Genomic DNA, 19,969 nt, shown 5'->3' with positions numbered 1-19,969 from the left:
CAAAGCAGAATTTATTTCACTGACGCAGGTGTCCTCGACACCAGCTTTCACTTGATTGTGCCCTCCAGCCGCTCCAAATGGGAAATAATTCCGTTTTCGAGGGTTTTTGCGATGTTTGAGTCTTTCGGCTTTGAAGAGACGACAGCGAAAGAGGCGTCCGTTCTACTGGCGGCGCTGATCGGGCTGGCGTTTGGCGTGTTGGCACAGCGCACGCGCTTTTGTTTTCGTCGCAGCCTTGTTGGCGAGGATCGACGCCAAGCGCTTGGCATCTGGCTGACGGCGCTCGCACTGGCGGTGATCGGCACGCAGGCTGCCGTGGCGGCCGGTTTGATCAAATTCGACGCGCACCGCTTTATGGTGTCTGAAGTGCCGCTGTTGGCAATTGCTGTCGGCGGGCTGCTCTTTGGCGCGGGCATGGTGCTGACGCGCGGCTGTATTTCACGCCTTACGGTACTGACAGGCGGTGGCAACCTGCGCGCGGCGCTGGTGGTGCTGGTCTTTGCTGTAGTGGCCCATGCCACGCTCAAGGGCGTGCTGGCCCCGCTGCGCGTGGCCCTTGGCTCGATGACCGTCGATATGGGCGAGAGCGTGAGCCTTGCCACCCTGCCCGGCGGCGCGCTGGTCTGGGGCGGTCTGATCGCCGTGGCGGCGCTGGCCTATGCGCTGCGTTCAGGCAACCGTCCGGGGCAACTGTTGATGGCCGCGCTGATCGGCCTTTTGGTCCCAGCCGCTTGGGTCGGCACCGGGTTCATCCTGCTAGATGAGTTCGACCCAATCGCGATTGAGAGCCTTAGCTTCACCTCGCCCTCTGCAGATACGCTGTTTTGGACCATTGCAAGCAGTTCGATCCCCGCAGGCTTCGGCACCGGGCTTTTGGGCGGTGTTCTTGTCGGCGCGCTCATCGCCAGCCTAATCGCAGGAGAGTTCCAGTGGCAGAGCTTTGATGCCCCACGCCAAACGGGCCGCTACCTGACCGGCGCTGCGATGATGGGCGTCGGCGGGGTGTTGGCCGGTGGCTGCACCTTGGGCGCGGGCCTTTCGGGTGTCCCCACCCTGTCGGTTGCGGCCATTGAGGCCATTTTGATGATCGCACTGGGCGCGCTTGCCATGCAGGCGCTGCTCAGCCGATCTTCCGGCGCAGACGCCGCAGGGTCCACCACACGCCAGCCACTACCGGCAGAGTGACAACGGCGGTCAGCAGCCCCTTGCTGACCCCCAAAGGCTCTGCCAGCGGGTAGAGCAGATAGCCCACCAGTGACACCGCGTAATAGCTGATTGCCACCACCGACAGCCCTTCGACCGTGTGTTGCAGACGCAGTTGCAAATCGGCGCGGCGGTCCATGCTGGCAAGGATCGCTTGGTTCTGGGCCGAGCGTTCCACGTCTACCCGCGTACGCAAGAGGTCAGCGGCGCGCAAGGCGCGGGCGGCGATGGTCTGCAGGCGTGTCTCCGTTGACTTCACCGTGCGCATGGCCGGGGCATAGCGGCGCAACATGAACTCGCCAAACCCCTGCCGCCCCATGAAGCGCGCCTCGCGCAGGGCTGAGATGCGCTCATAGACGATGGCCTCATACGCGCCGGTAGCAGCAAAGCGGTAGGCCGTCTCGGCAGTTAACGCCTCCAGCGCCACCGATACGTCCAAAAGCGCGTGCAGCGTCTCTTCCGCTGCCGTGCCCGCCCCGCTGCGCATGGCCCCCATTAACGTGGTCAGTTGGGCATCCAGATCGTTGAGCGCCGCCGCCATGCTGCGGGCCTGCATAAACCCCAGCATCGACATGGCCTTATAGGTCTCGATCTCGCACAGCCGCTGTACAATCCGCCCGATCCGCCGCTCGCCGGTTGCGGCATCGGTAAAGAGCGCCAGCCGGAGATGCCCCGCGGGATCAATCCGAAAATCGCTGGCCACCACCGCTGCCCCGTCCAGCACCTCGGCCACGGCGAGGCTTTCGGGCACGAACCAGTCCCGCAGGTGATCTGCAATCTCTTCGTCAATTGCGGGTTTTGGCAGAACTGTCAGCAGCGCAGATGTGATCCGTTCGCCTTGTATCTCTGATAGCCAATCTTCCGGAAAGGCATTGAAATCCGAAGCGGCAAATGGCGCAGACCGGCCAGCGGGGGCGATCACCGTATAGGTGACGAATTCGGTATGCTGCTCCCATTTCAGGGTGAAGCGCCCCATCTCACCGTAGTAATGCGTCGCCTCCGCATCCGCGCGCGGCGCGCCGTAATGGGACAACAGCGCGTTCAACTCCGCTTGCGCCACGGCGGTCGGGGCAAGCTTTACCGCCAGAAAAGCCACCCGCGAAGGGGCGGCGAGCTGCGGAAAGGGGCGCGCATGCATCTCGCCTGTTAGCGCAAGTCGCTGGGGGTGGTCTTTAATCGGGGCCATGTGAGATTCCGCTGCTTTAGGCTGCATATTCCAGCAAGAATAGCGTTAAAATCTGCGCTGAACAGTAAATAATCATTAATTTTCAGCATGTTGCAGTGTACCGAAGTATACCGCCCTTTAAAAGGGCAAACGCCCCACTGTTTCCAGCAGGGCGTTAGAAGAATGTGGACCGGGAACTCTTTGAAAATTCCCGACCGTTTTCTTTAAAAGAAAACGGCGCTTAGTCGATCAGCGGCAGCAGCTTATCAAGGCTGGCTTTCGCATCACCGTAGAACATCCGCGTATTGTCCTTGAAGAACAGCGGGTTCTCGATCCCGGAATAGCCCGTGCCCTGCCCCCGCTTGGAGACAAAGACCGTCTTGGCCTTCCAGCATTCCAGCACCGGCATACCGGCGATGGGGCTGTTTGGATCGTCCTGAGCCGCTGGGTTCACGATGTCGTTGGAGCCGATAACAATCGCCACGTCGGTGTTGGGGAAATCGTCGTTGATTTCGTCCATTTCCATAACGATGTCGTATGGCACCTTGGCCTCGGCCAGCAGCACGTTCATGTGCCCGGGCAGACGGCCCGCCACCGGGTGGATGGCGAAACGGACGTTCTTGCCCTTGGCCCGCAGCTTTTTGACCAACTCGCTGACCGCGCCTTGTGCCTGTGCCACCGCCATGCCGTAGCCAGGAATGATGATGACGCTGTCGGCCTCATTCAGTGCCTGAGCGACGCCATCGGCCTCGATTGCCACCTGCTCGCCCTCGACCTCCATCGCGGGGCCAGATGTCCCGCCAAAGCCGCCGAGGATCACGCTGATGAACGAACGGTTCATCGCCTTACACATGATATAGCTCAGGATCGCGCCTGAGGAGCCAACCAACGCACCGACCACGATCAACAGATCATTGCCGAGGCTAAAGCCAATCGCCGCCGCGGCCCAGCCGGAGTAGCTGTTGAGCATCGACACAACCACCGGCATGTCCGCGCCACCGATCCCCATGATGAGGTGATACCCAATGAACAGGGCCGCCAATGTCAGCACGAAGAGCGGGAAGAAGCCCCCGGTGTTGAAATACCAGATCAGACAGATGACCGAAATCGCAGCGGCAGCAGCGTTCAGCATATGACCGCCCGGCAGTTTCGTGGCAGCGGAGCTCACGCGCCCCGCCAGCTTGCCATAGGCGATGACCGAGCCGGTGAAAGTCACGGCACCGATGAAGATACCGAGAACCAGCTCAACCCTTAGAATTGCGATCTCAACGCTGTCTTTCTTGGCCAGCAACGCCGCGAAGCCTTCGGTGGTTTTGCGCGCCACCTCGTCCATCGCCATTACGTTGCCCAGCTCGATATGGGCGTTGTAGCCGACAAAAACGGCTGCCAAGCCAACAAGGCTGTGCATCGCCGCCACCAGTTCGGGCATCTGCGTCATCTGCACGCGGGTGGCCAGCTGATAGCCGATGGCCCCACCTGCCGCGATCAGGATCAGCGAGAGGAGCCAGAAGCCCGCCCCCGGCCCGATCAGCGTGGCGATAACCGCCAGTGCCATGCCAGCGATGCCGTACCAAACGGCGCGCTTGGCGCTTTCCTGCCCCGACAAGCCGCCAAGCGACAGGATGAAGAGAACCGCTGCAACCACATAGGCTGCTGTCGTAAATCCATAGTCCATTATGCGTGCTCCTTCAGGATTTCTGGAACATGGCGAGCATGCGCCGTGTCACGAGGAAGCCGCCGAAGATGTTGATCCCACACATGAAGACCGACAAAGCAGCAAGAATAATCACCAGTGCCGAGTTCGAGCCGATCTGCATCAGCGCGCCCAGAATGATGATCGAGGAGATCGCGTTGGTCACCGCCATCAGCGGCGTGTGCAGGCTGTGCGCCACGCCCCAGATCACTTGGAAACCGACAAAGACCGCCAGAACGAAAACGATAAAGTGCTGCATAAAGCTGGCTGGCGCCACAAGGCCCACACCCAACAACACGGCCGCACCCACGGCCAAGAGCGTAACTTGGTTCTTGGTCTGCGCTTTGAAAGCCGCCAATTCGTCGGCACGCTTCTCTTCAGGGGTCTTTTCCTTGACCTTTTCCTTCTTCGGCGCTGCCGCGATGGCCGCAACCTTGGGCGGTGGCGGCGGGAAAGTGACTGCCTTTTCATGCGTGATGGTCGCGCCCCGGATTACGTCATCTTCCATGTTGTGGTTGATAACGCCGTCTTTTTCGGGGGTCAGATCGGTCAACAGGTGGCGGATGTTGGTGGAATAGAGCGTCGAGGCCTGCGTCGCCATGCGGCTGGGGAAATCGGTGTAGCCGATGATGGTGACGCCGTTGTCGGTGACAACCTTCTCATCCATCTTTGTGAGCTTACAGTTGCCGCCCTTTTCCGCTGCGAGGTCAATGATAACCGAGCCGGGTTTCATCGCCTTGACCATGTCCTCGGTCCAAAGCTCCGGCGCTTCGCGGTTGGGGATCAACGCCGTGGTGATGACGATGTCCACATCAGGGGCCAGCTCGCGAAACTTGGCCAGCTGTGCTTCGCGGAATTCAGGCGAGGAAACAGAGGCATAGCCGCCAGACGCGGACCCGTCGGCTTGCTCTTCTTCGAAGTCGAGATAGACAAATTCGGCACCCATCGACTCGACCTGTTCGGCCACTTCGGGGCGCACGTCAAAGGCCAATGTGATGGCACCCAGAGAGGTCGATGTGCCGATCGCGGCAAGACCAGCCACGCCCGCACCGACGACCAGAACCTTCGCCGGGGGCACCTTGCCCGCCGCCGTGATTTGCCCGGTAAAGAAACGGCCAAAGTTGTTGCCTGCCTCGATCACCGCACGATAACCCGCGATGTTCGCCATCGACGACAGCGCGTCCATCTTCTGGGCACGGCTGATGCGGGGAACCATGTCCATCGCCATGACGGTTGCGCCCTGTTCGGCGGCGGCTTCCATCAGCTCGGTGTTACCGGCGGGATTGAACATGGAAATGAGCGTTTGGCTCGCGCGCAGACGCTTGACCTCGGCCTCGGACGGCGGGCGCACCTTGGCGACCACGTCGGCGGCCTTCCAGAGGGCTGCGGCGGTTTTCGCCACTTCGACGCCTGCGGCTTCATAGGCGGCGTCGTCAAATCCCGCGGCCGCGCCAGCGCCCGTCTCAATAATACATGTATGTCCGAGTTTCTGCAGCTGCAGCGCGCTTTCCGGCGTCATCGCGACCCGGTTTTCGCCCTCAAATACTTCTTTTGGTGTCCCGACCTTCAAACCAAGAGTCCCCCTTTGCTGGCCTGCCACGCCGCCATGGCGCAACTTTGTTAGTCAGAGCGATAGCGCGCGCGCAGCAATAGTACAAGCAAACCAACACGTGAAACGGTGCAAAATTGCTGCACTGCCATATCGGGGGAACGGTTTGCCAATTTGGGGGCGGAGATAGAACAGTTGTTCCCTCAAGTGTCGAAGGCACGGCCCGAAGGCCATGCCTGATGTTGTCGCAGACGCAAGACGCGCGCTTGGCCCCTTACAGGCCCGGAATAAGCCGCGAGAAACCGCGCTGTTCAAAGGTCGCTCCACGCTCGGCCCCAAAGGCGATCGTGCCGCCCAAACCAACAAATGGCTCAGAGTCGCTCAGGCCACCAACGTCCAACTTCGCAGTGCCAATTTCAACAAAGAGGTTCGCCATCGGCGAGACATCACGGTCCAGACGAACGGCGAAACGCGATCCGTCAATGACGCTGGAATCGGCGTGGTCGTAAGAGCCGGTCACCCCAAGACCCATAGGCGTTTCATACCGCGCCTTAAGGCCGCCGATGGTACCGTCGCCACCGTCGAAATCAACGTTGCCAAGATAGCCTTCGAACTCCCAGGCCAGCATCTCATAGCCGGCTTCGACACCGACGATGTCCAAGTCGTCGCCTTCGATGTCTTCGCGGGTGTAGAATGCGCCGAAGGACATTGCCTCGTCTGCGTGGTAGATACCGTGCAGACCCAGCGTATGGCTGTCGATGCCCGAGATATCAAAATTGCTATAGCCCGCATCAAGCTGCAGGCTCAGGTTTTGATTGAACCCAAATTCAACCGATCCCTCGAGACCGAGGCGGTTAAAATCCGTGTCATCGGTAAATGCCGAATAGGACAGCCCGACCGAACCGCCAGTGACTTCGACAGCCTGTGCCGTGGTGGCACCAAAGGCGAGTGCTGCGGTGAGCGTCAAGGCTGGGAAATGCGAGAAATTCATAATACTGCTCCAATACAAAACAAAGGCCCTGTAATCAGGTTACCCAGTGCAACCCCTGAGGGAATATATGAGGCGCCGCAAGGGCCGCCAAAGCCAGCGCAGTGAACTGTGTCTCGGCCGCAACTGCCCCCTCCCTTTGCCGTCTGATCCAATGCAATTTAACGTCCCGTCATTCCCGGAAGCCTATTGTGCTGTCGCCTGTGCCACGCCACCCTGTCCTGAAATGGGAGGCATTATGACACTGCAAGACAAACACGCATTTATCACCGGTGGCGGCACCGGCATCGGATTGGCCATCGCACAGAATTTGGCCGCCAAAGGCGCACGGGTCACGATAACTGGGCGGCGACAAGAGGTGCTTGACGCCGTGTCAGGCAACGGCATCACCGGCATGGCGATGGACGTGCGCGAAGAGGCGCAGGTCATCGACACAATCGCCCGCGCGGTCGAGGCCAATGGACCGGTGCAGATATGCATTGCCAATGCAGGCGTGGCCGAGGGACGCTCGCTTCATAAAACCGACCTCGATTTTTGGCGCGACATGATGGCAACCAACCTTGACGGCGCGTTCCTGACCATCCGCGAGAGCCTTAAATCCATGCGCCAGACCGATTGGGGCCGGGTTATTGCGGTCTCTTCCATAGCGGGGCTGCGCGGACTGCCGGGGGCGGCCTGCTATTCGGCGTCGAAACATGGGATGATCGGCCTGATCCGCTCGCTGAGCGAAGATTACATGGGCCAGCCATTCACCTTTAACGCTTTGTGCCCCGGCTATGTGGATACCGACATTATCGCCCGCAATACTCAAGCGATCTCGCAGCGGGCCGGACTGTCCGAAGATAAAGCGCGCGATGTGATGGTGAATGCCAACCGCCACAAGCGCCTGATTGCCCCGTCCGAGGTTGCGGCAGCCGCAGCATGGCTGGTTGGCGAAGGATCGGAAAGCGTCAACGGGCAATCTATCGAAATCGCGGGCGGACAAATGTAGCGGCGTTAAAGCGAACTTAACTAAGGTGCGCAAAGTTCGGGGTCATGAAACGCGTCGCTTCCTCTCATGGCCCCGGCCGCTATTTCCTGACCTTGCGACTGGCGCGGCGGGGCGATGACGCGCTGCTGCGGCATATCTCGGTTCTGCAACAGGCCATGCGAGAGACCTTGGCGCGCAAACCTTTTCAAATTGACGCCATCGCGGTGCTGCCGGATGTCATCCATACGATTTGGACCCTGCCCACTGGCGACCACGACTACCCCAACCGCGTCGGCATGTGGAAGGGCCGGTTTTCAAAACATCTGCCGCCTGCCCCGCATCGCAGCCTGCAACAGATCAAACGGGGCGAGAAAGGGATTTGGCAACGGCGATTTTGGGAACATCAGATACGGGATCAAGCTGATTTCGCGCGGCACCGCGATTTGGTGCACCTTAGTCCGGTCCATGCAGGCTATTGTGAGCGCCCAGAAGACTGGTCCTTTAGTTCATACAACCACAAAGCAGCGCGCAAGGTGCCACCAAATTTCGACGTTCTGGATCACCTAGAGGAAGATGATGTGCTGGACGACAACGTAACACCACTTAACGGCCCATCGGATCGACTGCACAGCTAAGGACAGTGGTTTGGCTATTATGGCTTATCACACGTTGGATGCGGGGTGAGACGCAGAGACCAACGGCCCGATAGCAAAACTGCGCGTACACCGCCGACATACTTCAGTCTAAGCGGATACCAGAGCAGGCTTTCTCTTACGCAAAGCGCTTGGGCCTATTGCGCAGCTGTCATCACTGGCAGGGCCGATCCATCCGCCGCCCAAGCCCGTACCGCTGCGCCGAATTGCTCGAACAAGGGCCGCGAAACCGGATCCTTGGCCGCGTTCCACTCAGGGTGCCACTGCACCGCGAGGGTGAAGCCCGGCGCGTCTTTGATGTAGATCGCCTCGGGCGTGCCATCATCGGCCCGACCGTCGATCACCACGCGCGGGCCGGGCTCTTTGATCCCCTGACCATGCAGCGTATTCGTCAGCACTTTCGACGCGCCCATCACCTGATGAAACACACCGCCTTCGGTAAAGGTCACGTCATGACGCAGCTCAAACTTCTCCTCGATCGTGCCATCGGGGGGCATGCGGTGGTTCATTCGGCCCGGCAGATCACGGATTTCTGGGTAGAGCGAACCGCCCATGGCCACATTTACCTCCTGAAACCCTCGGCAAAGGCCAAGGAACGGCTGCCCCCGTGCTACGCAGGCACGCACGAGCGCCAGCGCAACAGCATCGCGGGCACGGTCAAACGCGCCATGCGCTTCCGTCTCAGGCTCGCCATACTCTTCGGGATGGACATTGGGCCGCCCGCCGGTCAGCAGGAAACCATCGCAGACCTCAAGTAACTCTTCGACCGAGATAAAGCGCGGATCGCTTGGAACGATCAGCGGCAGGCAGCCCGACACTTCGGCGATCGCTTCGGTGTTCATCTGCCCGCCTGCGTGTACAGGGTAGCTATCGTTCAGCAGGTAGGAATTGCCAATAATACCAACGACGGGTCGAGCCATGAGTTACCTCTTTTCCACGATGGCCCAACCATATGCGCTTCGCGCCGGGGCCTCAACCTCAGCGCTGCGCCTTCAACTGTAAACGTCGCGCATGCAACACTGGCTCGGTATAGCCAGAGGGCTGCTCGCGGCCCTTGAGAACCAGATCACAGGCCGCCTGAAACGCCACCCCGTCAAAGCCCGGCGCCATCGGGCGATAGTTTGGATCGTCGGCATTTTGCCGGTCCACGACCGCTGCCATTTTTTTAAGCGCCGCCTCGACTTCCTCGCGGCTGATGACACCGTGGTGCAGCCAGTTGGCCAAGGCCTGAGCCGAGATGCGGCAAGTGGCTCGGTCTTCCATCAGGCCGACATCGTTGATGTCAGGCACCTTAGAGCAACCAACCCCGTGGTCGATCCAACGCACAACATACCCCAGAATGCCTTGGGCGTTATTCTCGACCTCGCGGGTGATCTCCTCGTTGCTGAGGTTGCGGCCTTCCATCACGGGGATGGTCAGCAGCGCATCAAGCGTCCCGCGCGCGCCGCCCTGTTTGATCTCTTCCTGCCGCGCCAGAACATTAACCTTGTGGTAATGTGTAGCATGTAGCGTAGCGGCCGTGGGCGACGGCACCCAAGCACAATTCGCGCCGGACTGCGGGTGGCCGATCTTGGCGTCGAGCATCTCGGCCATGCGGTCGGGCATGGCCCACATGCCCTTGCCGATCTGCGCGCGGCCCTGCAATCCGCAAGCCAGCCCGATATCGACGTTGCGGTCTTCATAGGCGGCGATCCACGCACTGTTCTTCATCTCGCCTTTGGGCACCATCGGCCCGGCTTCCATGCTGGTGTGAATCTCGTCGCCCGTTCGGTCGAGGAAACCTGTGTTGATGAAGGCCACGCGATGTTTCGCGGCGCGGATACATTCCGCGAGGTTGGCACTGGTGCGGCGCTCTTCATCCATAATGCCCAGCTTCACCGTGTTTTGCGGCAAGCCGAGTGTCTTTTCCACATGGGTAAAAATTTCATCGGCAAAGGCCACTTCCTCGGGCCCGTGCATCTTGGGCTTCACCACATAGACGCTGCCGGTTGTTGAGTTCCCCCCCTCGCGCTGCAGATCATGCATCGCGATCAGGGTTGTCACCATCGCATCCATCAAGCCTTCGCCAACCTCGCGGCCTTCGCGGTCATGCACGGCGGGGTTGGTCATCAGGTGTCCCACATTACGCACCAGCATCAGCGATCGGCCTTTGAGGGTGACCTCTCCGTTTCCATCCGGCGCGGTGTAGCGACGATCTTCGGCCATGCGCCGAGTGACGGATTTACCGCCCTTCTCGAATGTTTCCGCCAAATCACCCTTCATCAGGCCGAGCCAGTTGCCATAGGCCAGCACCTTATCCTCGGCATCCACCGCAGCGACACTGTCTTCGCAATCCATAATGGTTGAAAGCGCGGATTCGATGATCACATCGGCGACACTCGCGGGATCATCTTTGCCAATGGCGTGATCTGGATCGATTGTGATTTCAATATGCAACCCGTTGTTACGCAAAAGGATTACGTCTGGCGCTTCGGCTGCGCCGCGGTAGCCCGCAAATTGCGCTGGCGTCGCCAACCCGCAAGGCGCTGCATCATGTGCCATCACACCTTCCAGATGGCCGTCCACCACACGGTAGCCTGCCAAATCCGCGTGACTGCCCGCTGAGAGCGGCGCCGCCTCGTCCAAAAACGCCTTGGCGCGTTCGACCACCCGCGCGCCACGCTTCGCGTCATAACCTTGACCGCTTGGCAGGTCACCCAGCGCATCGGTCCCATAGAACGCATCATAAAGGCTGCCCCAGCGCGCATTGGCCGCGTTGAGCGCAAAACGTGCGTTGGTAATCGGCACAACAAGCTGCGGCCCCGGCACTTGGGCAATTTCGGGGTCTACGTTTTGAGTATCAATTTCAAAAGCGGGCCCTTCAGGTAGGAGATAGCCAATCTCACGCAAGAAGGCGGTGTAGCCTTCCGCGTCATGCGCTTGACCTGTGCGATCCCGATGCCATTCGTCAATCTGCGCCTGCAAGTCGGCGCGTTTTTCCAGCAAGGCGCGGTTCCTGGGGCCAAGATCGTGGACCAGATCAGAAAAACCAGCCCAGAAAGCCCCTGCCGTTACACCGGTTCCCGGCAAAGCCGATGTTTCAATGAACTCAACCAGTGCAGGTTCTACCTGCAAACCGTTTCTATCAATCTTGCCCGTCATTCTCTGCCCTCTCCCGCGCTGAATACCATTTGGAAATGTCTAGCAGAAAGGCAAAGCGGCGCAAGCGTGCGGCGAAGGCCGGGTTTAGCGGTGCTCCTCAACAGGTTGCGGTCTGGCGATCACGGGCTCAATATCGGCCGGGCCATCGACGGGCTGCACATCTCCATCGGGGGAAGGGTCGGTGGCCTGCAACACGGCATAAACAATGCCAGCAATCATCAACAGCGCCCCCGCGATGATTGCGGTTTTGATACCGATCAGGGCGTGGCGATGGCGTTTCTTCTGCGTTTTGGTATCGTTGTCGGGAGCGGACATGGATATACCTCATTGCTCGAAGTTAGGGCAGCTCGGCTTGCAGGCCGCCACCTAGAGACCTAACCTCTCCCAAACCATTTACGTTCCCCCCACTGGAGGCCCAATGCGCGACGCCACCCCCCAAACGATCTATCTCAGCGACTATCAGCCGTTCGGCTTTCTTGTGGATGAGGTGGCGCTGACCTTTGACCTTGATCCCCACAAGACACGGGTAAGAAGCCGCATCGCCTTTCGCCGCAATCTGGCGGTTGAGAGTGCTGAATTCTTCCTTCATGGCGAACAACTCACGCTCATCTCTGCGCAGATTGACGGCAAGCCGATCACCCCCGAAGTGACGGACCGTGGCCTGACCTGTGATGTGCCGGATGGCCCCTTCATTTGGGAGGCTGAGGTCGAGATTGACCCCAAAGGCAACACCGCCCTCGAAGGGCTTTATATGTCGGGCGGCATGTATTGCACCCAATGCGAGGCCGAAGGGTTTCGCAAAATTACCTATTACCCCGACCGCCCCGACGTGATGAGCGTCTTCACCGTCACGATTAACGGCCCACATCCCGTATTGCTCTCCAACGGTAATCCGGTGGCGCAGGGGCAGAACCATGCCGAATGGCATGACCCATGGCCGAAGCCCGCCTATCTTTTCGCGTTGGTCGCGGGCGATCTGGTCGCCCATTCCGACCGCTTTTCCACCATGTCGGGCCGCGAGGTCGACCTGAACCTCTATGTGCGCCCCGGCGACGAGGGCAAATGCGCCTTTGGGATGGAAGCGCTGAAGGCGTCGATGAAATGGGATGAAGACGTCTATGGCCGCGAATACGATCTCGACATCTTCAACATTGTCGCGGTGGATGATTTCAACATGGGCGCGATGGAGAACAAGGGGCTGAATATCTTCAACTCTGCAGCCGTGCTCGCCTCTCCCGAGACCTCGACTGATGACAATTTCGAGCGGATTGAGGCGATTATCGCCCATGAGTATTTCCACAACTGGACCGGCAACCGTATCACCTGCCGCGATTGGTTCCAGCTGTGTCTCAAGGAAGGGCTGACGGTCTACCGTGACAGCCAGTTCACATCCGACATGCGCTCTCCGGCGGTGAAACGCATCAGCGATGTGATCGACCTGCGCGGCCGTCAGTTCGCCGAGGATCAAGGCCCGCTGGCCCATCCGGTGCGGCCTGAAAGCTTTCAGGAAATCAACAACTTCTACACTGCTACCATCTATGAAAAAGGCGCCGAGGTTATCGGCATGCTCAAGACCTTGGTGGGCGATGACGCCTATGCCAAGGCGCTGGACCTCTATTTTGAACGTCACGACGGCGATGCGGCAACGATCGAAGATTGGCTAAAGGTTTTTGAGGATACCACGGGCCGCGATCTGACCCAGTTCAAGCGCTGGTATTCCCAAGCTGGCACACCGCGCCTTGCGGTGACGGAGGCTTGGGACGCGGGCAAAGGCGCCTTCACGCTCACCCTCACCCAACACACGCCGCCCAGCACGGCCACGCCAAAGCCCGAACCACTGGTCCTGCCCATCACTGTGGGGCTGATTGGCGAGGATGGTGCCGAAGTGGTCCCCTCCCGCGTGCTGGAGATGACCGAAGCCAAGCAGAGCTTTACCTTCGACGGGCTGGATGCGCGCCCTGTCGCCTCTGTCCTTCGTGGCTTCTCGGCGCCGGTGGTGCTTGCACATGACCTCTCGAAACAGGAACGTCTGCTTCTGCTGGCCCATGACAGCGATCCCTTCAACCGATGGGAAGCCGGGCGCACTTTGGCGCGACAGTCCTTGCTGGCAACGATCACCGAAGGCAGCGCGCCGGACGCTGAATGGCTTGGCGCACTTCAGGCTGTATTGAGCGATGAAGCATTGGAGCCAGCCTACCGCGCGCTGATGCTTGGCCTGCCCAGCCATGCCGATCTGGCAAACACTCTCTATGATACGGGCAACACGCCAGACCCGGCCGCGATTCATGATGCCGTTGAGGCCACGCGCGATGCGATGGCGCAGGCTTTCGCCTCAACCCTGAGCGGGCTTTACGATCGCCACGTCGTCAACGCCCCCTACCAGCCCAATGCCGAACAATCGGGCAAACGCGCGTTAACCAATGCGGCCCTTGCCCTGCTCACCCGCGTGCAGGGACCGGAGCGCGCGCAGGCGCAATACGATCAGGCCGACAACATGACCCAGCAACTGAGCGCACTGGCCGCGTTACTGCGCGCGGGCCATGGCGATAAGGCGCTGGCTGAGTTTGAGGCGCAGTGGCGCGATGACCGGTTGGTGATGGACAAATGGTTTGGGCTGCAGGTCTCTCAAGCGGCCCCGGAGCAGGCCGCCGAGGTCGCACAAAAGCTTACCCAGCACACGAACTTTAACTGGAAGAACCCCAACCGCTTCCGCGCGGTCTTTGGCAGCCTTGCCACGCATCATGCCGGGTTCCACCACGAAAGCGGCAAGGGCTACGCACTGCTGGCCGATTGGCTGATCAAGCTCGACCCTGTGAACCCGCAGACCACGGCGCGGATGTGCTCGGCCTTCCAAACATGGCGGCGCTATGATGCGGCGCGGCAAGAGATGATCCAGACGCAATTGGACCGCATCCTCGCCAGTCCCACGCTCAGCCGGGACACGTCAGAAATGCTCAGCCGCATTCGCGGTGCCTGAGACCTTGACCCAAACAGAGGCCATGGCGACCTATGATTACCGCCGCCATGGCCGCAGTCGAGCCGCAGTATTGGTGCTGCCCGCAATCTGGGCAGGACTAACCGCGGCTTGGATTTGGTTGGATGCGTCGGGTTGGATCATGGGTCTGCTGTGGCTGTTTACCCTGCCCGCCCTGTGGGAAGTTTTTACGAATTCCCCAAGCGGCCTAACCCTGACCTCTAGCGACCTGTCATGGTTCACCGGAAAGCGCGACGCAAAGATCGCGCTGTCGCAGATAGATCACATCCGGCTTGATACACGGCTGGACATGTCAGTCCGCGCCACAGTGGTCTTGCTGTCGGGCCGCAAGATCAAACTGCCGTTCGAGGCCACGCCACCGCACCGCGCTTTTGAAACCGCGCTTCATGCACGTAGCGTCGCCACGCAGCGACATCACTTCACGCTAATCCAATAATTAAGGTCGGCTGCGTGGCCGCGTGGTCCCTAAAGGCTTGCAATAGGACTGCTGCCGCAGCCAGCGGGCCATATCTTCACGTTTGGACGCACTGCGCATCGGCCCCCAATCGGCCCCGACCCCGCGCCTGCCATCTCCGGCGATCACGCCGTCACGGGGCACAGTTGTGGCCATGATCCGTACGGCGCAGCTTAGGTTCGCGGCCCCATTCTTGAGCCCATCGCCGCTGCCCGCATTGCATTTATAGCCCCGCGCGGTGCCGGGCAGGATTTGCAGCAGCCCATACCACCGCCCCCCGCCGCCCACGGCCCAAGACCGATAGGTACTTTCATGTTTCGCCAGCGTCGACATGAACCCAACCCAAAAGGCGCGCCGCTGGCTGTCTGATGCTGTCGGATAGGCCGGGCACCATTCCTCCACATCTGCGGGCACCATATCCACCAAGGGCTTGCCGTGAGATTTCAGTGCCGAGATTGCCGCACGGGTCCAAAGGGAATGCCCCCGCATATGCTGCCAACGCGTCCGCGGCAGGTAGCCGGGGCGTGCCGACGGGCGCAAGGAGGTGGTAAAGGGCGCAGTCTCAAGTGCGGGAGGGGGTGTGTCGGCCTCAACCTCGTCGGGAAATGACAGTGGCACCGATGCGGTCTGTACGACGGCCTCAGCCTCGGTCGCCGAAACGGGGCCGGGTTGTTTGGAAAGGTCAGCCATTAGAAAGCTAGGGCTGGCGCAAAGAATTAGGGCAATCATGGCAGGTTTCATGGCGCGCATAAGACCGCCCGAAACGGCGCTTGGCAAGCGCGGTGGCGGCTTGGCATCGGCAGTTTTCCTCTGATCGCGGCCCAAGGCGCGGCACAGCTTTAAGGTTGCCGACTAAGACCGCACGCTGTCCTGCCCCGCTTCGCTGCAGAAATTTCCCGAAACCTCCGCAGCGTGGTCACGGTTCCGCCCCATTGCCCGGTCAAATCTAAGCCATCGAAAATAGCAGGCAGGACCGGCCCCAGATGAAGAACCTCGCTCACATGATTCCGTCCGCCTTGCAGGGGATTTTTGCCAAGTCCGCGCCTCATGCGCCTGAACTTGAGCCACTGGAAATGCCGATGCTGCGCCGCCGTGCGCCGCGCGATGCGCTGCTGCGGATTGCCTGCGCCGATCCCACCGCAGAAGAGATGCAGCGCGACCGCCACCAATATCGCGCGCAGTGGCTGGTGCGCCAAGAACGCTGGGAGGAGATGGCAGACCTGCTGCATGACGCCGATATGAACTGCGAAATGACGCCGGGCGCGATGCCGGTGGCCGAGTTGATGGCCTTTGGCGCGCGGGCAGATGTGATTCTTGCCGCCGAACATGCGCTTTATGACGGCAAACCGGCCAGCGATGCGCCGTTGATGGCCGGGATCGAAGCCTTGGAATATGTACTGGCAGACCATGCTGGCAACCAAGTGATCGCGGCCATCGTGGCCCAAGCGCATATTGACATCGGCTGGGCATGGCGCGGCACGGGCTGGGACAATGACGTGCCCGCCCGCAACCGCGCAGCCTTTGAGGCCCATTTTGACCGCGCTGAGGAAATCCTCGCGCCATTCGATAAGGACACGGCGGGCTCGCCCCTGCTCGCGGCGACGCGCTGTGCCTTGCTTGGGGGATCAGGCGGTGACACCCGCATGGTTGCTGACCGCTATGAACGGCTCATCGACCTGAACCCCGAAAACCCGCGCCCCATGCGGGCTATGGGCAACCACCTTCTGCCGCGGTGGCATGGCTCATATGACCAATTGGAACTCGAAGCCCGTCGCACTGCCGCGCGGACCGAAGAGACATGGGGCGCGGGCGGCTATACGTGGGTGCAATTCGACGCGATCAGTTGCGATGCGCAGGCCTGTACCAATCTTGATGTGCCGTTCTTTATCGAAGGGCTGCGCGATATTCTTACGCGCCGCCCCGATCCGCATACCGCCAACCTTTTGGCCGCATATTGTGCCAGCGCCATCGGCCAAGCCGCCCCGTCTGAGGATGCCGCAGGTGCGGTCCGCGCCGAAATCGCCGATTGCGCGCGTTGGATCGTACGGGATCATATGACGGAACTGCACCCGATGCTCTGGGCCCATGCCGCGCGCGGCTTTGACAACAACCTGCGCGTCCGCTCCCCCAGCCGCTTTGCTGCAACAGGCCGGGACGAGGCGATGCGCATCATCACCGGGCTGTTCCAACGCGAGATTGATGCCGGCAAACGGGTCATCTTTACCGAAGGACGTCGCGCGATTGCACAGCCGGGCTAAGCCTGCCTCTTGAAGCGCGTGTTGCGCTCCAGTATGACCGGCCAAGTTCCAATTGACCGAAGGCGGCCGCGATGCTTGATCTGAGTTACGACACCCCGAAACCGCGCGTGATTGCCGGTGCCAAACATGACTGGGAACTGGTCATCGGCATGGAGGTGCACGCGCAGGTCGCGTCGAACGCCAAACTGTTCTCTGGCGCGTCCACCCAATTCGGTGCGGAGCCGAACAGCAACGTGGCGTTTGTGGACGCTGCGATGCCGGGGATGCTGCCGGTGATTAACGAATACTGCATCGAACAAGCGGTGCGTACAGGGCTGGGCCTCAAGGCCGAGATTAACCTGAAGTCCGCCTTTGACCGTAAGAACTACTTCTACCCCGATTTGCCGCAGGGCTATCAGATCAGCCAGTTGTATGAACCCATCGTCGGCGAAGGCGAAGTGCTCGTCGAGCTTGGCGACGGCACCGCCCGTCTGGTGCGGATCGAACGCATCCACATGGAACAGGACGCGGGCAAATCGATTCACGACATGGATCCGAACATGTCTTTCGTGGACCTGAACCGCACGGGCGTCTGCCTGATGGAGATCGTCTCCCGCCCCGACATTCGCGGACCGGAAGAGGCCGCAGCCTACCTCAGCAAGCTACGCCAGATCCTCCGCTACCTTGGCACCTGCAACGGCGACATGCAGTCGGGCGCGATGCGCGCTGACGTGAACGTTTCGATCTGCCGTGTGGGCCAGTATGAGAAATATCAGGAAACGCAGGACTTCTCGCACTTAGGCACCCGCTGCGAGATCAAGAACATGAACTCCATGCGCTTCATTCAGCAAGCCATTGAAGTCGAAGCAAAACGCCAGATTGCCATCGTCGAAGCTGGCGGCGAAGTCGTGCAGGAAACCCGCCTGTTTGACCCCGATAAGCAAGAGACCCGCTCCATGCGCTCTAAAGAAGAAGCGCATGACTACCGCTACTTCCCCGATCCCGACCTGCTGCCCTTGGAAATCGAGCAAGCCTGGGTCGATGAGATCGCGGCGAACCTGCCGGAACTGCCCGACCAGAAAAAAGCGCGTTTCATTGGTGACTTCGGGCTCAGCGACTATGACGCCTCCGTTTTGACCGCCGATCTGGACAGCGCAGGCTACTTTGAGGCCGTGGCGCAGGGCCGTGATGGCAAGATGGCGGCAAACTGGGTCATCAACGAACTGTTCGGACGCCTTAAGAAAGACGACAAGAACATCACCGACAGCCCGGTCAGCCCGGCGCAGTTGGGTGCAATCGTCGATCTGATCGCCTCGGATGCCATCTCGGGCAAGATCGCCAAAGAAGTCTTTGAGATCACCTATACAACGGGCCGCGACCCGGCAGAGATTGTCGAGACCGAAGGCCTCAAGCAGGTGACCGATACTGGCGCGATTGAGACTGCGGTGGATGAAATCATCGCTGCCAACCCCGATCAGGTTGCCAAGGCACAGCAGAACCCCAAACTCGCGGGCTGGTTCGTCGGTCAGGTGATGAAAGCCACGGGCGGCAAGGCCAACCCCAAAGCCGTCAACGAAATCGTGTCGCGCAAGCTCGCTCAGCAATGAGCGAGACCCCGGCCCCCTTCCGTTCGAGCGAGATGAAAGTTCTCCCCGAGTGGATTGATTTCAATGGTCATTTGAACATGGCCTATTACAACGTCCTGTTCGATCAGGGCGTTGACCAAGCCTATGCGCAGATTGGTTTCGGTCCGGACTATCAGCGCAGCGGATGTACGACCTATGTCGCTGAATTCCACGTCTGCTACCTGCGAGAGTTGCACGAGGGCGACAGCGTTTATACGACGCTGCAGCTGCTTGATTACGATGAAAAGCGTTTTCACAGCTTCCAACAGCTTTGGCACAGCGACGGCTGGCTCGCCGCCACAGGCGAAGGGCTGACATTACACGTGGACCAATCCGGCCCGCGCGTCGCCCCGATGCCTGAGGCCGTGCTGGCCAAACTTGACAAGATGCACCGCGCGCATGCCACCTTGCCGAAGCCCACGCAGGCCGGGCGCAGCATCGGCATCCGTCCCAAATCTACATAACATTACGGCCTTCGCGGCTTTCTCAATGAGGTTCTTATGCGCTTTGAATACAAGATCGTTCCCGCTCCTACCAAAAGCCTGAAGAACAAGGGCCTCAAGTCTGCCGAAGACCGTTTTGCCTACACGCTCGAAGAGTGCCTGAACGAACTGGCCGCCGAGGGCTGGGAATATCAGCGCGCTGAGACGTTGCCGTCGCAGGAGCGGTCTGGCCTAACATCGACAACGACAGAATGGCGCAATGTGCTGGTGTTCCGCCGTTTGGCCACCGCTGCCACCCAGCAAGATGACACCGATCTTTTGCCCTCTCCTGCCGCATCCGCAACGCCCGCGCTGGCCGCCACGATTGAGGGTGATGACACGGCGCTTCAGGCCGATGTCCCCGCCTCCATCACACCGGATGAGGAGGAACCTGCGAAGGTGGAGCCCGCTAAAAAGGCGATGCCCCCGGCGTTTCTCACCCGCACCTCGGAAGGCGTAGCGCCGGAAGTGTCCTCGCCGGACAAAACCGACGAAGACGACGATAAATCAAAGCCCTAAGCGCGGGCTTTTATTCGTCGAGATCAAGCGCCAGCGCATGGATGCGCCCCATCAGATCCGGCCCCAAGGCATTGTGCACCGCACGGTGCCGCGCCAGTCGGTTCTGCCCCTTAAAACGCTCTGAGCGGATGCGCACGTTAAAGTGGCTTTCGCCCCCTTCTTGAAACCCAGCATGACCGCGATGGCTTTCGCTGTCATCCACCACATCCAACTCTCGCGGCGCAAATTCGGCCTCCAGTCGGTCTGAAATCTCTTGAGTTGTCGACATGTTTTTTACCTCGGCCCCCTTCAATCC

Annotated in this window: 18 protein-coding genes; 9 read left to right on the top strand and 9 right to left on the bottom strand. The window is 60.2% G+C overall.

The genetic code is table 11. The annotated features are described in order from the left end of the window. Window positions 1-111 precede the first annotated feature (111 nt). Window positions 112-1,185 (top strand): YeeE/YedE family protein, encoded by a 1,074-nt coding sequence (locus DSM14862_RS05635; RefSeq protein ID WP_007119461.1) that lies wholly within the window; start codon window positions 112-114, stop codon window positions 1,183-1,185. Here DSM14862_RS05635 and DSM14862_RS05630 read toward each other — a convergent pair. From DSM14862_RS05630 to DSM14862_RS05615, 4 genes are all read right to left on the bottom strand, one after another. After that, window positions 1,121-2,389 carry a DUF3422 family protein gene (locus DSM14862_RS05630; protein ID WP_007119460.1) on the bottom strand — a complete coding sequence of 423 codons (1,269 nt, stop codon included), beginning with the start codon at window positions 2,387-2,389 and terminating at the stop codon, window positions 1,121-1,123. The two genes, DSM14862_RS05635 and DSM14862_RS05630, sit on opposite strands and share 65 nt — an antisense overlap. Window positions 2,390-2,609: 220 nt before the next feature. Further along, window positions 2,610-4,043 carry an NAD(P)(+) transhydrogenase (Re/Si-specific) subunit beta gene (locus DSM14862_RS05625; RefSeq protein WP_007119459.1) on the bottom strand — a complete coding sequence of 478 codons (1,434 nt, stop codon included), beginning with the start codon at window positions 4,041-4,043 and terminating at the stop codon, window positions 2,610-2,612. 13 nt (window positions 4,044-4,056) lie between these two features. Then, window positions 4,057-5,631, bottom strand: a complete 1,575-nt coding sequence (locus DSM14862_RS05620; protein ID WP_007119458.1) for a Re/Si-specific NAD(P)(+) transhydrogenase subunit alpha — start codon at window positions 5,629-5,631, stop codon at window positions 4,057-4,059. A gap of 253 nt (window positions 5,632-5,884) precedes the next feature. Further along, on the bottom strand, window positions 5,885-6,601 hold the full coding sequence (locus DSM14862_RS05615; protein ID WP_007119457.1) for a hypothetical protein: 717 nt from the start codon (window positions 6,599-6,601) through the stop codon (window positions 5,885-5,887). Between the two features lie 235 nt (window positions 6,602-6,836). Between DSM14862_RS05615 and DSM14862_RS05610 the strand changes: the two genes are divergently transcribed. Further along, window positions 6,837-7,589: an SDR family NAD(P)-dependent oxidoreductase gene (locus DSM14862_RS05610; RefSeq protein ID WP_007119456.1), complete on the top strand. Its 753-nt coding sequence runs from the start codon at window positions 6,837-6,839 to the stop codon at window positions 7,587-7,589. A gap of 44 nt (window positions 7,590-7,633) precedes the next feature. Then, complete coding sequence (locus DSM14862_RS05605; protein WP_007119455.1) at window positions 7,634-8,203, top strand: REP-associated tyrosine transposase; 570 nt, start codon at window positions 7,634-7,636, stop codon at window positions 8,201-8,203. A 155-nt stretch (window positions 8,204-8,358) separates the two neighbouring features. Here the strand turns inward: DSM14862_RS05605 and DSM14862_RS05600 are convergent, their stop codons facing one another. The 3 genes from DSM14862_RS05600 to DSM14862_RS05590 all read right to left on the bottom strand — a co-directional run bounded on the left by DSM14862_RS05600 (window position 8,359) and on the right by DSM14862_RS05590 (window position 11,677). Further along, window positions 8,359-9,141 (bottom strand): gamma-glutamyl-gamma-aminobutyrate hydrolase family protein, encoded by a 783-nt coding sequence (locus DSM14862_RS05600; protein ID WP_007119454.1) that lies wholly within the window; start codon window positions 9,139-9,141, stop codon window positions 8,359-8,361. Window positions 9,142-9,199: 58 nt separating this feature from the next. After that, window positions 9,200-11,362 carry a malate synthase G gene (locus DSM14862_RS05595; protein ID WP_007119453.1) on the bottom strand — a complete coding sequence of 721 codons (2,163 nt, stop codon included), beginning with the start codon at window positions 11,360-11,362 and terminating at the stop codon, window positions 9,200-9,202. An 84-nt stretch (window positions 11,363-11,446) separates the two neighbouring features. Then, entirely contained in the window at window positions 11,447-11,677 is a 231-nt protein-coding gene (locus DSM14862_RS05590) for a hypothetical protein (RefSeq protein WP_007119452.1), read from the bottom strand. A 103-nt stretch (window positions 11,678-11,780) separates the two neighbouring features. On the opposite strand from DSM14862_RS05590, the gene pepN reads away from it, so the two are divergent. Beyond that, window positions 11,781-14,339 (top strand): aminopeptidase N, encoded by a 2,559-nt coding sequence (pepN, locus tag DSM14862_RS05585; RefSeq protein ID WP_007119451.1) that lies wholly within the window; start codon window positions 11,781-11,783, stop codon window positions 14,337-14,339. Between the two features lie 22 nt (window positions 14,340-14,361). After that, a complete protein-coding gene (locus tag DSM14862_RS05580; RefSeq protein ID WP_040700999.1) occupies window positions 14,362-14,793 on the top strand; it encodes a hypothetical protein in 432 nt (143 codons plus the stop codon). Here the strand turns inward: DSM14862_RS05580 and DSM14862_RS05575 are convergent, their stop codons facing one another. Then, a complete protein-coding gene (locus DSM14862_RS05575) occupies window positions 14,794-15,540 on the bottom strand; it encodes a lysozyme family protein (protein ID WP_243254334.1) in 747 nt (248 codons plus the stop codon). Window positions 15,541-15,794: 254 nt separating this feature from the next. Between DSM14862_RS05575 and DSM14862_RS05570 the strand changes: the two genes are divergently transcribed. From DSM14862_RS05570 to DSM14862_RS05555, 4 genes are all read left to right on the top strand, one after another. Continuing rightward, a complete protein-coding gene (locus DSM14862_RS05570; RefSeq protein WP_243254333.1) occupies window positions 15,795-17,069 on the top strand; it encodes a hypothetical protein in 1,275 nt (424 codons plus the stop codon). Window positions 17,070-17,140: 71 nt separating this feature from the next. Continuing rightward, entirely contained in the window at window positions 17,141-18,655 is a 1,515-nt protein-coding gene (gene gatB, locus DSM14862_RS05565) for an Asp-tRNA(Asn)/Glu-tRNA(Gln) amidotransferase subunit GatB (protein WP_007119447.1), read from the top strand. Next, a complete protein-coding gene (locus DSM14862_RS05560) occupies window positions 18,652-19,137 on the top strand; it encodes a thioesterase family protein (RefSeq protein WP_007119446.1) in 486 nt (161 codons plus the stop codon). Before gatB ends, DSM14862_RS05560 begins: the two co-directional genes overlap by 4 nt. 36 nt (window positions 19,138-19,173) lie before the next feature. Further along, window positions 19,174-19,674 carry a DUF4177 domain-containing protein gene (locus DSM14862_RS05555; protein WP_007119445.1) on the top strand — a complete coding sequence of 167 codons (501 nt, stop codon included), beginning with the start codon at window positions 19,174-19,176 and terminating at the stop codon, window positions 19,672-19,674. A gap of 10 nt (window positions 19,675-19,684) precedes the next feature. Here the strand turns inward: DSM14862_RS05555 and DSM14862_RS05550 are convergent, their stop codons facing one another. Then, window positions 19,685-19,942 (bottom strand): BolA family protein, encoded by a 258-nt coding sequence (locus DSM14862_RS05550; RefSeq protein ID WP_007119444.1) that lies wholly within the window; start codon window positions 19,940-19,942, stop codon window positions 19,685-19,687. Between the last annotated feature and the right edge of the window lie 27 nt (window positions 19,943-19,969).

This window comes from Sulfitobacter indolifex, assembly GCF_022788655.1.
Classification (GTDB): Bacteria; Pseudomonadota; Alphaproteobacteria; order Rhodobacterales; family Rhodobacteraceae; genus Sulfitobacter; species Sulfitobacter indolifex.
Note: the sequence above shows the minus strand (reverse complement) of the source record. Positions and strands in the feature narration are given on the sequence as shown.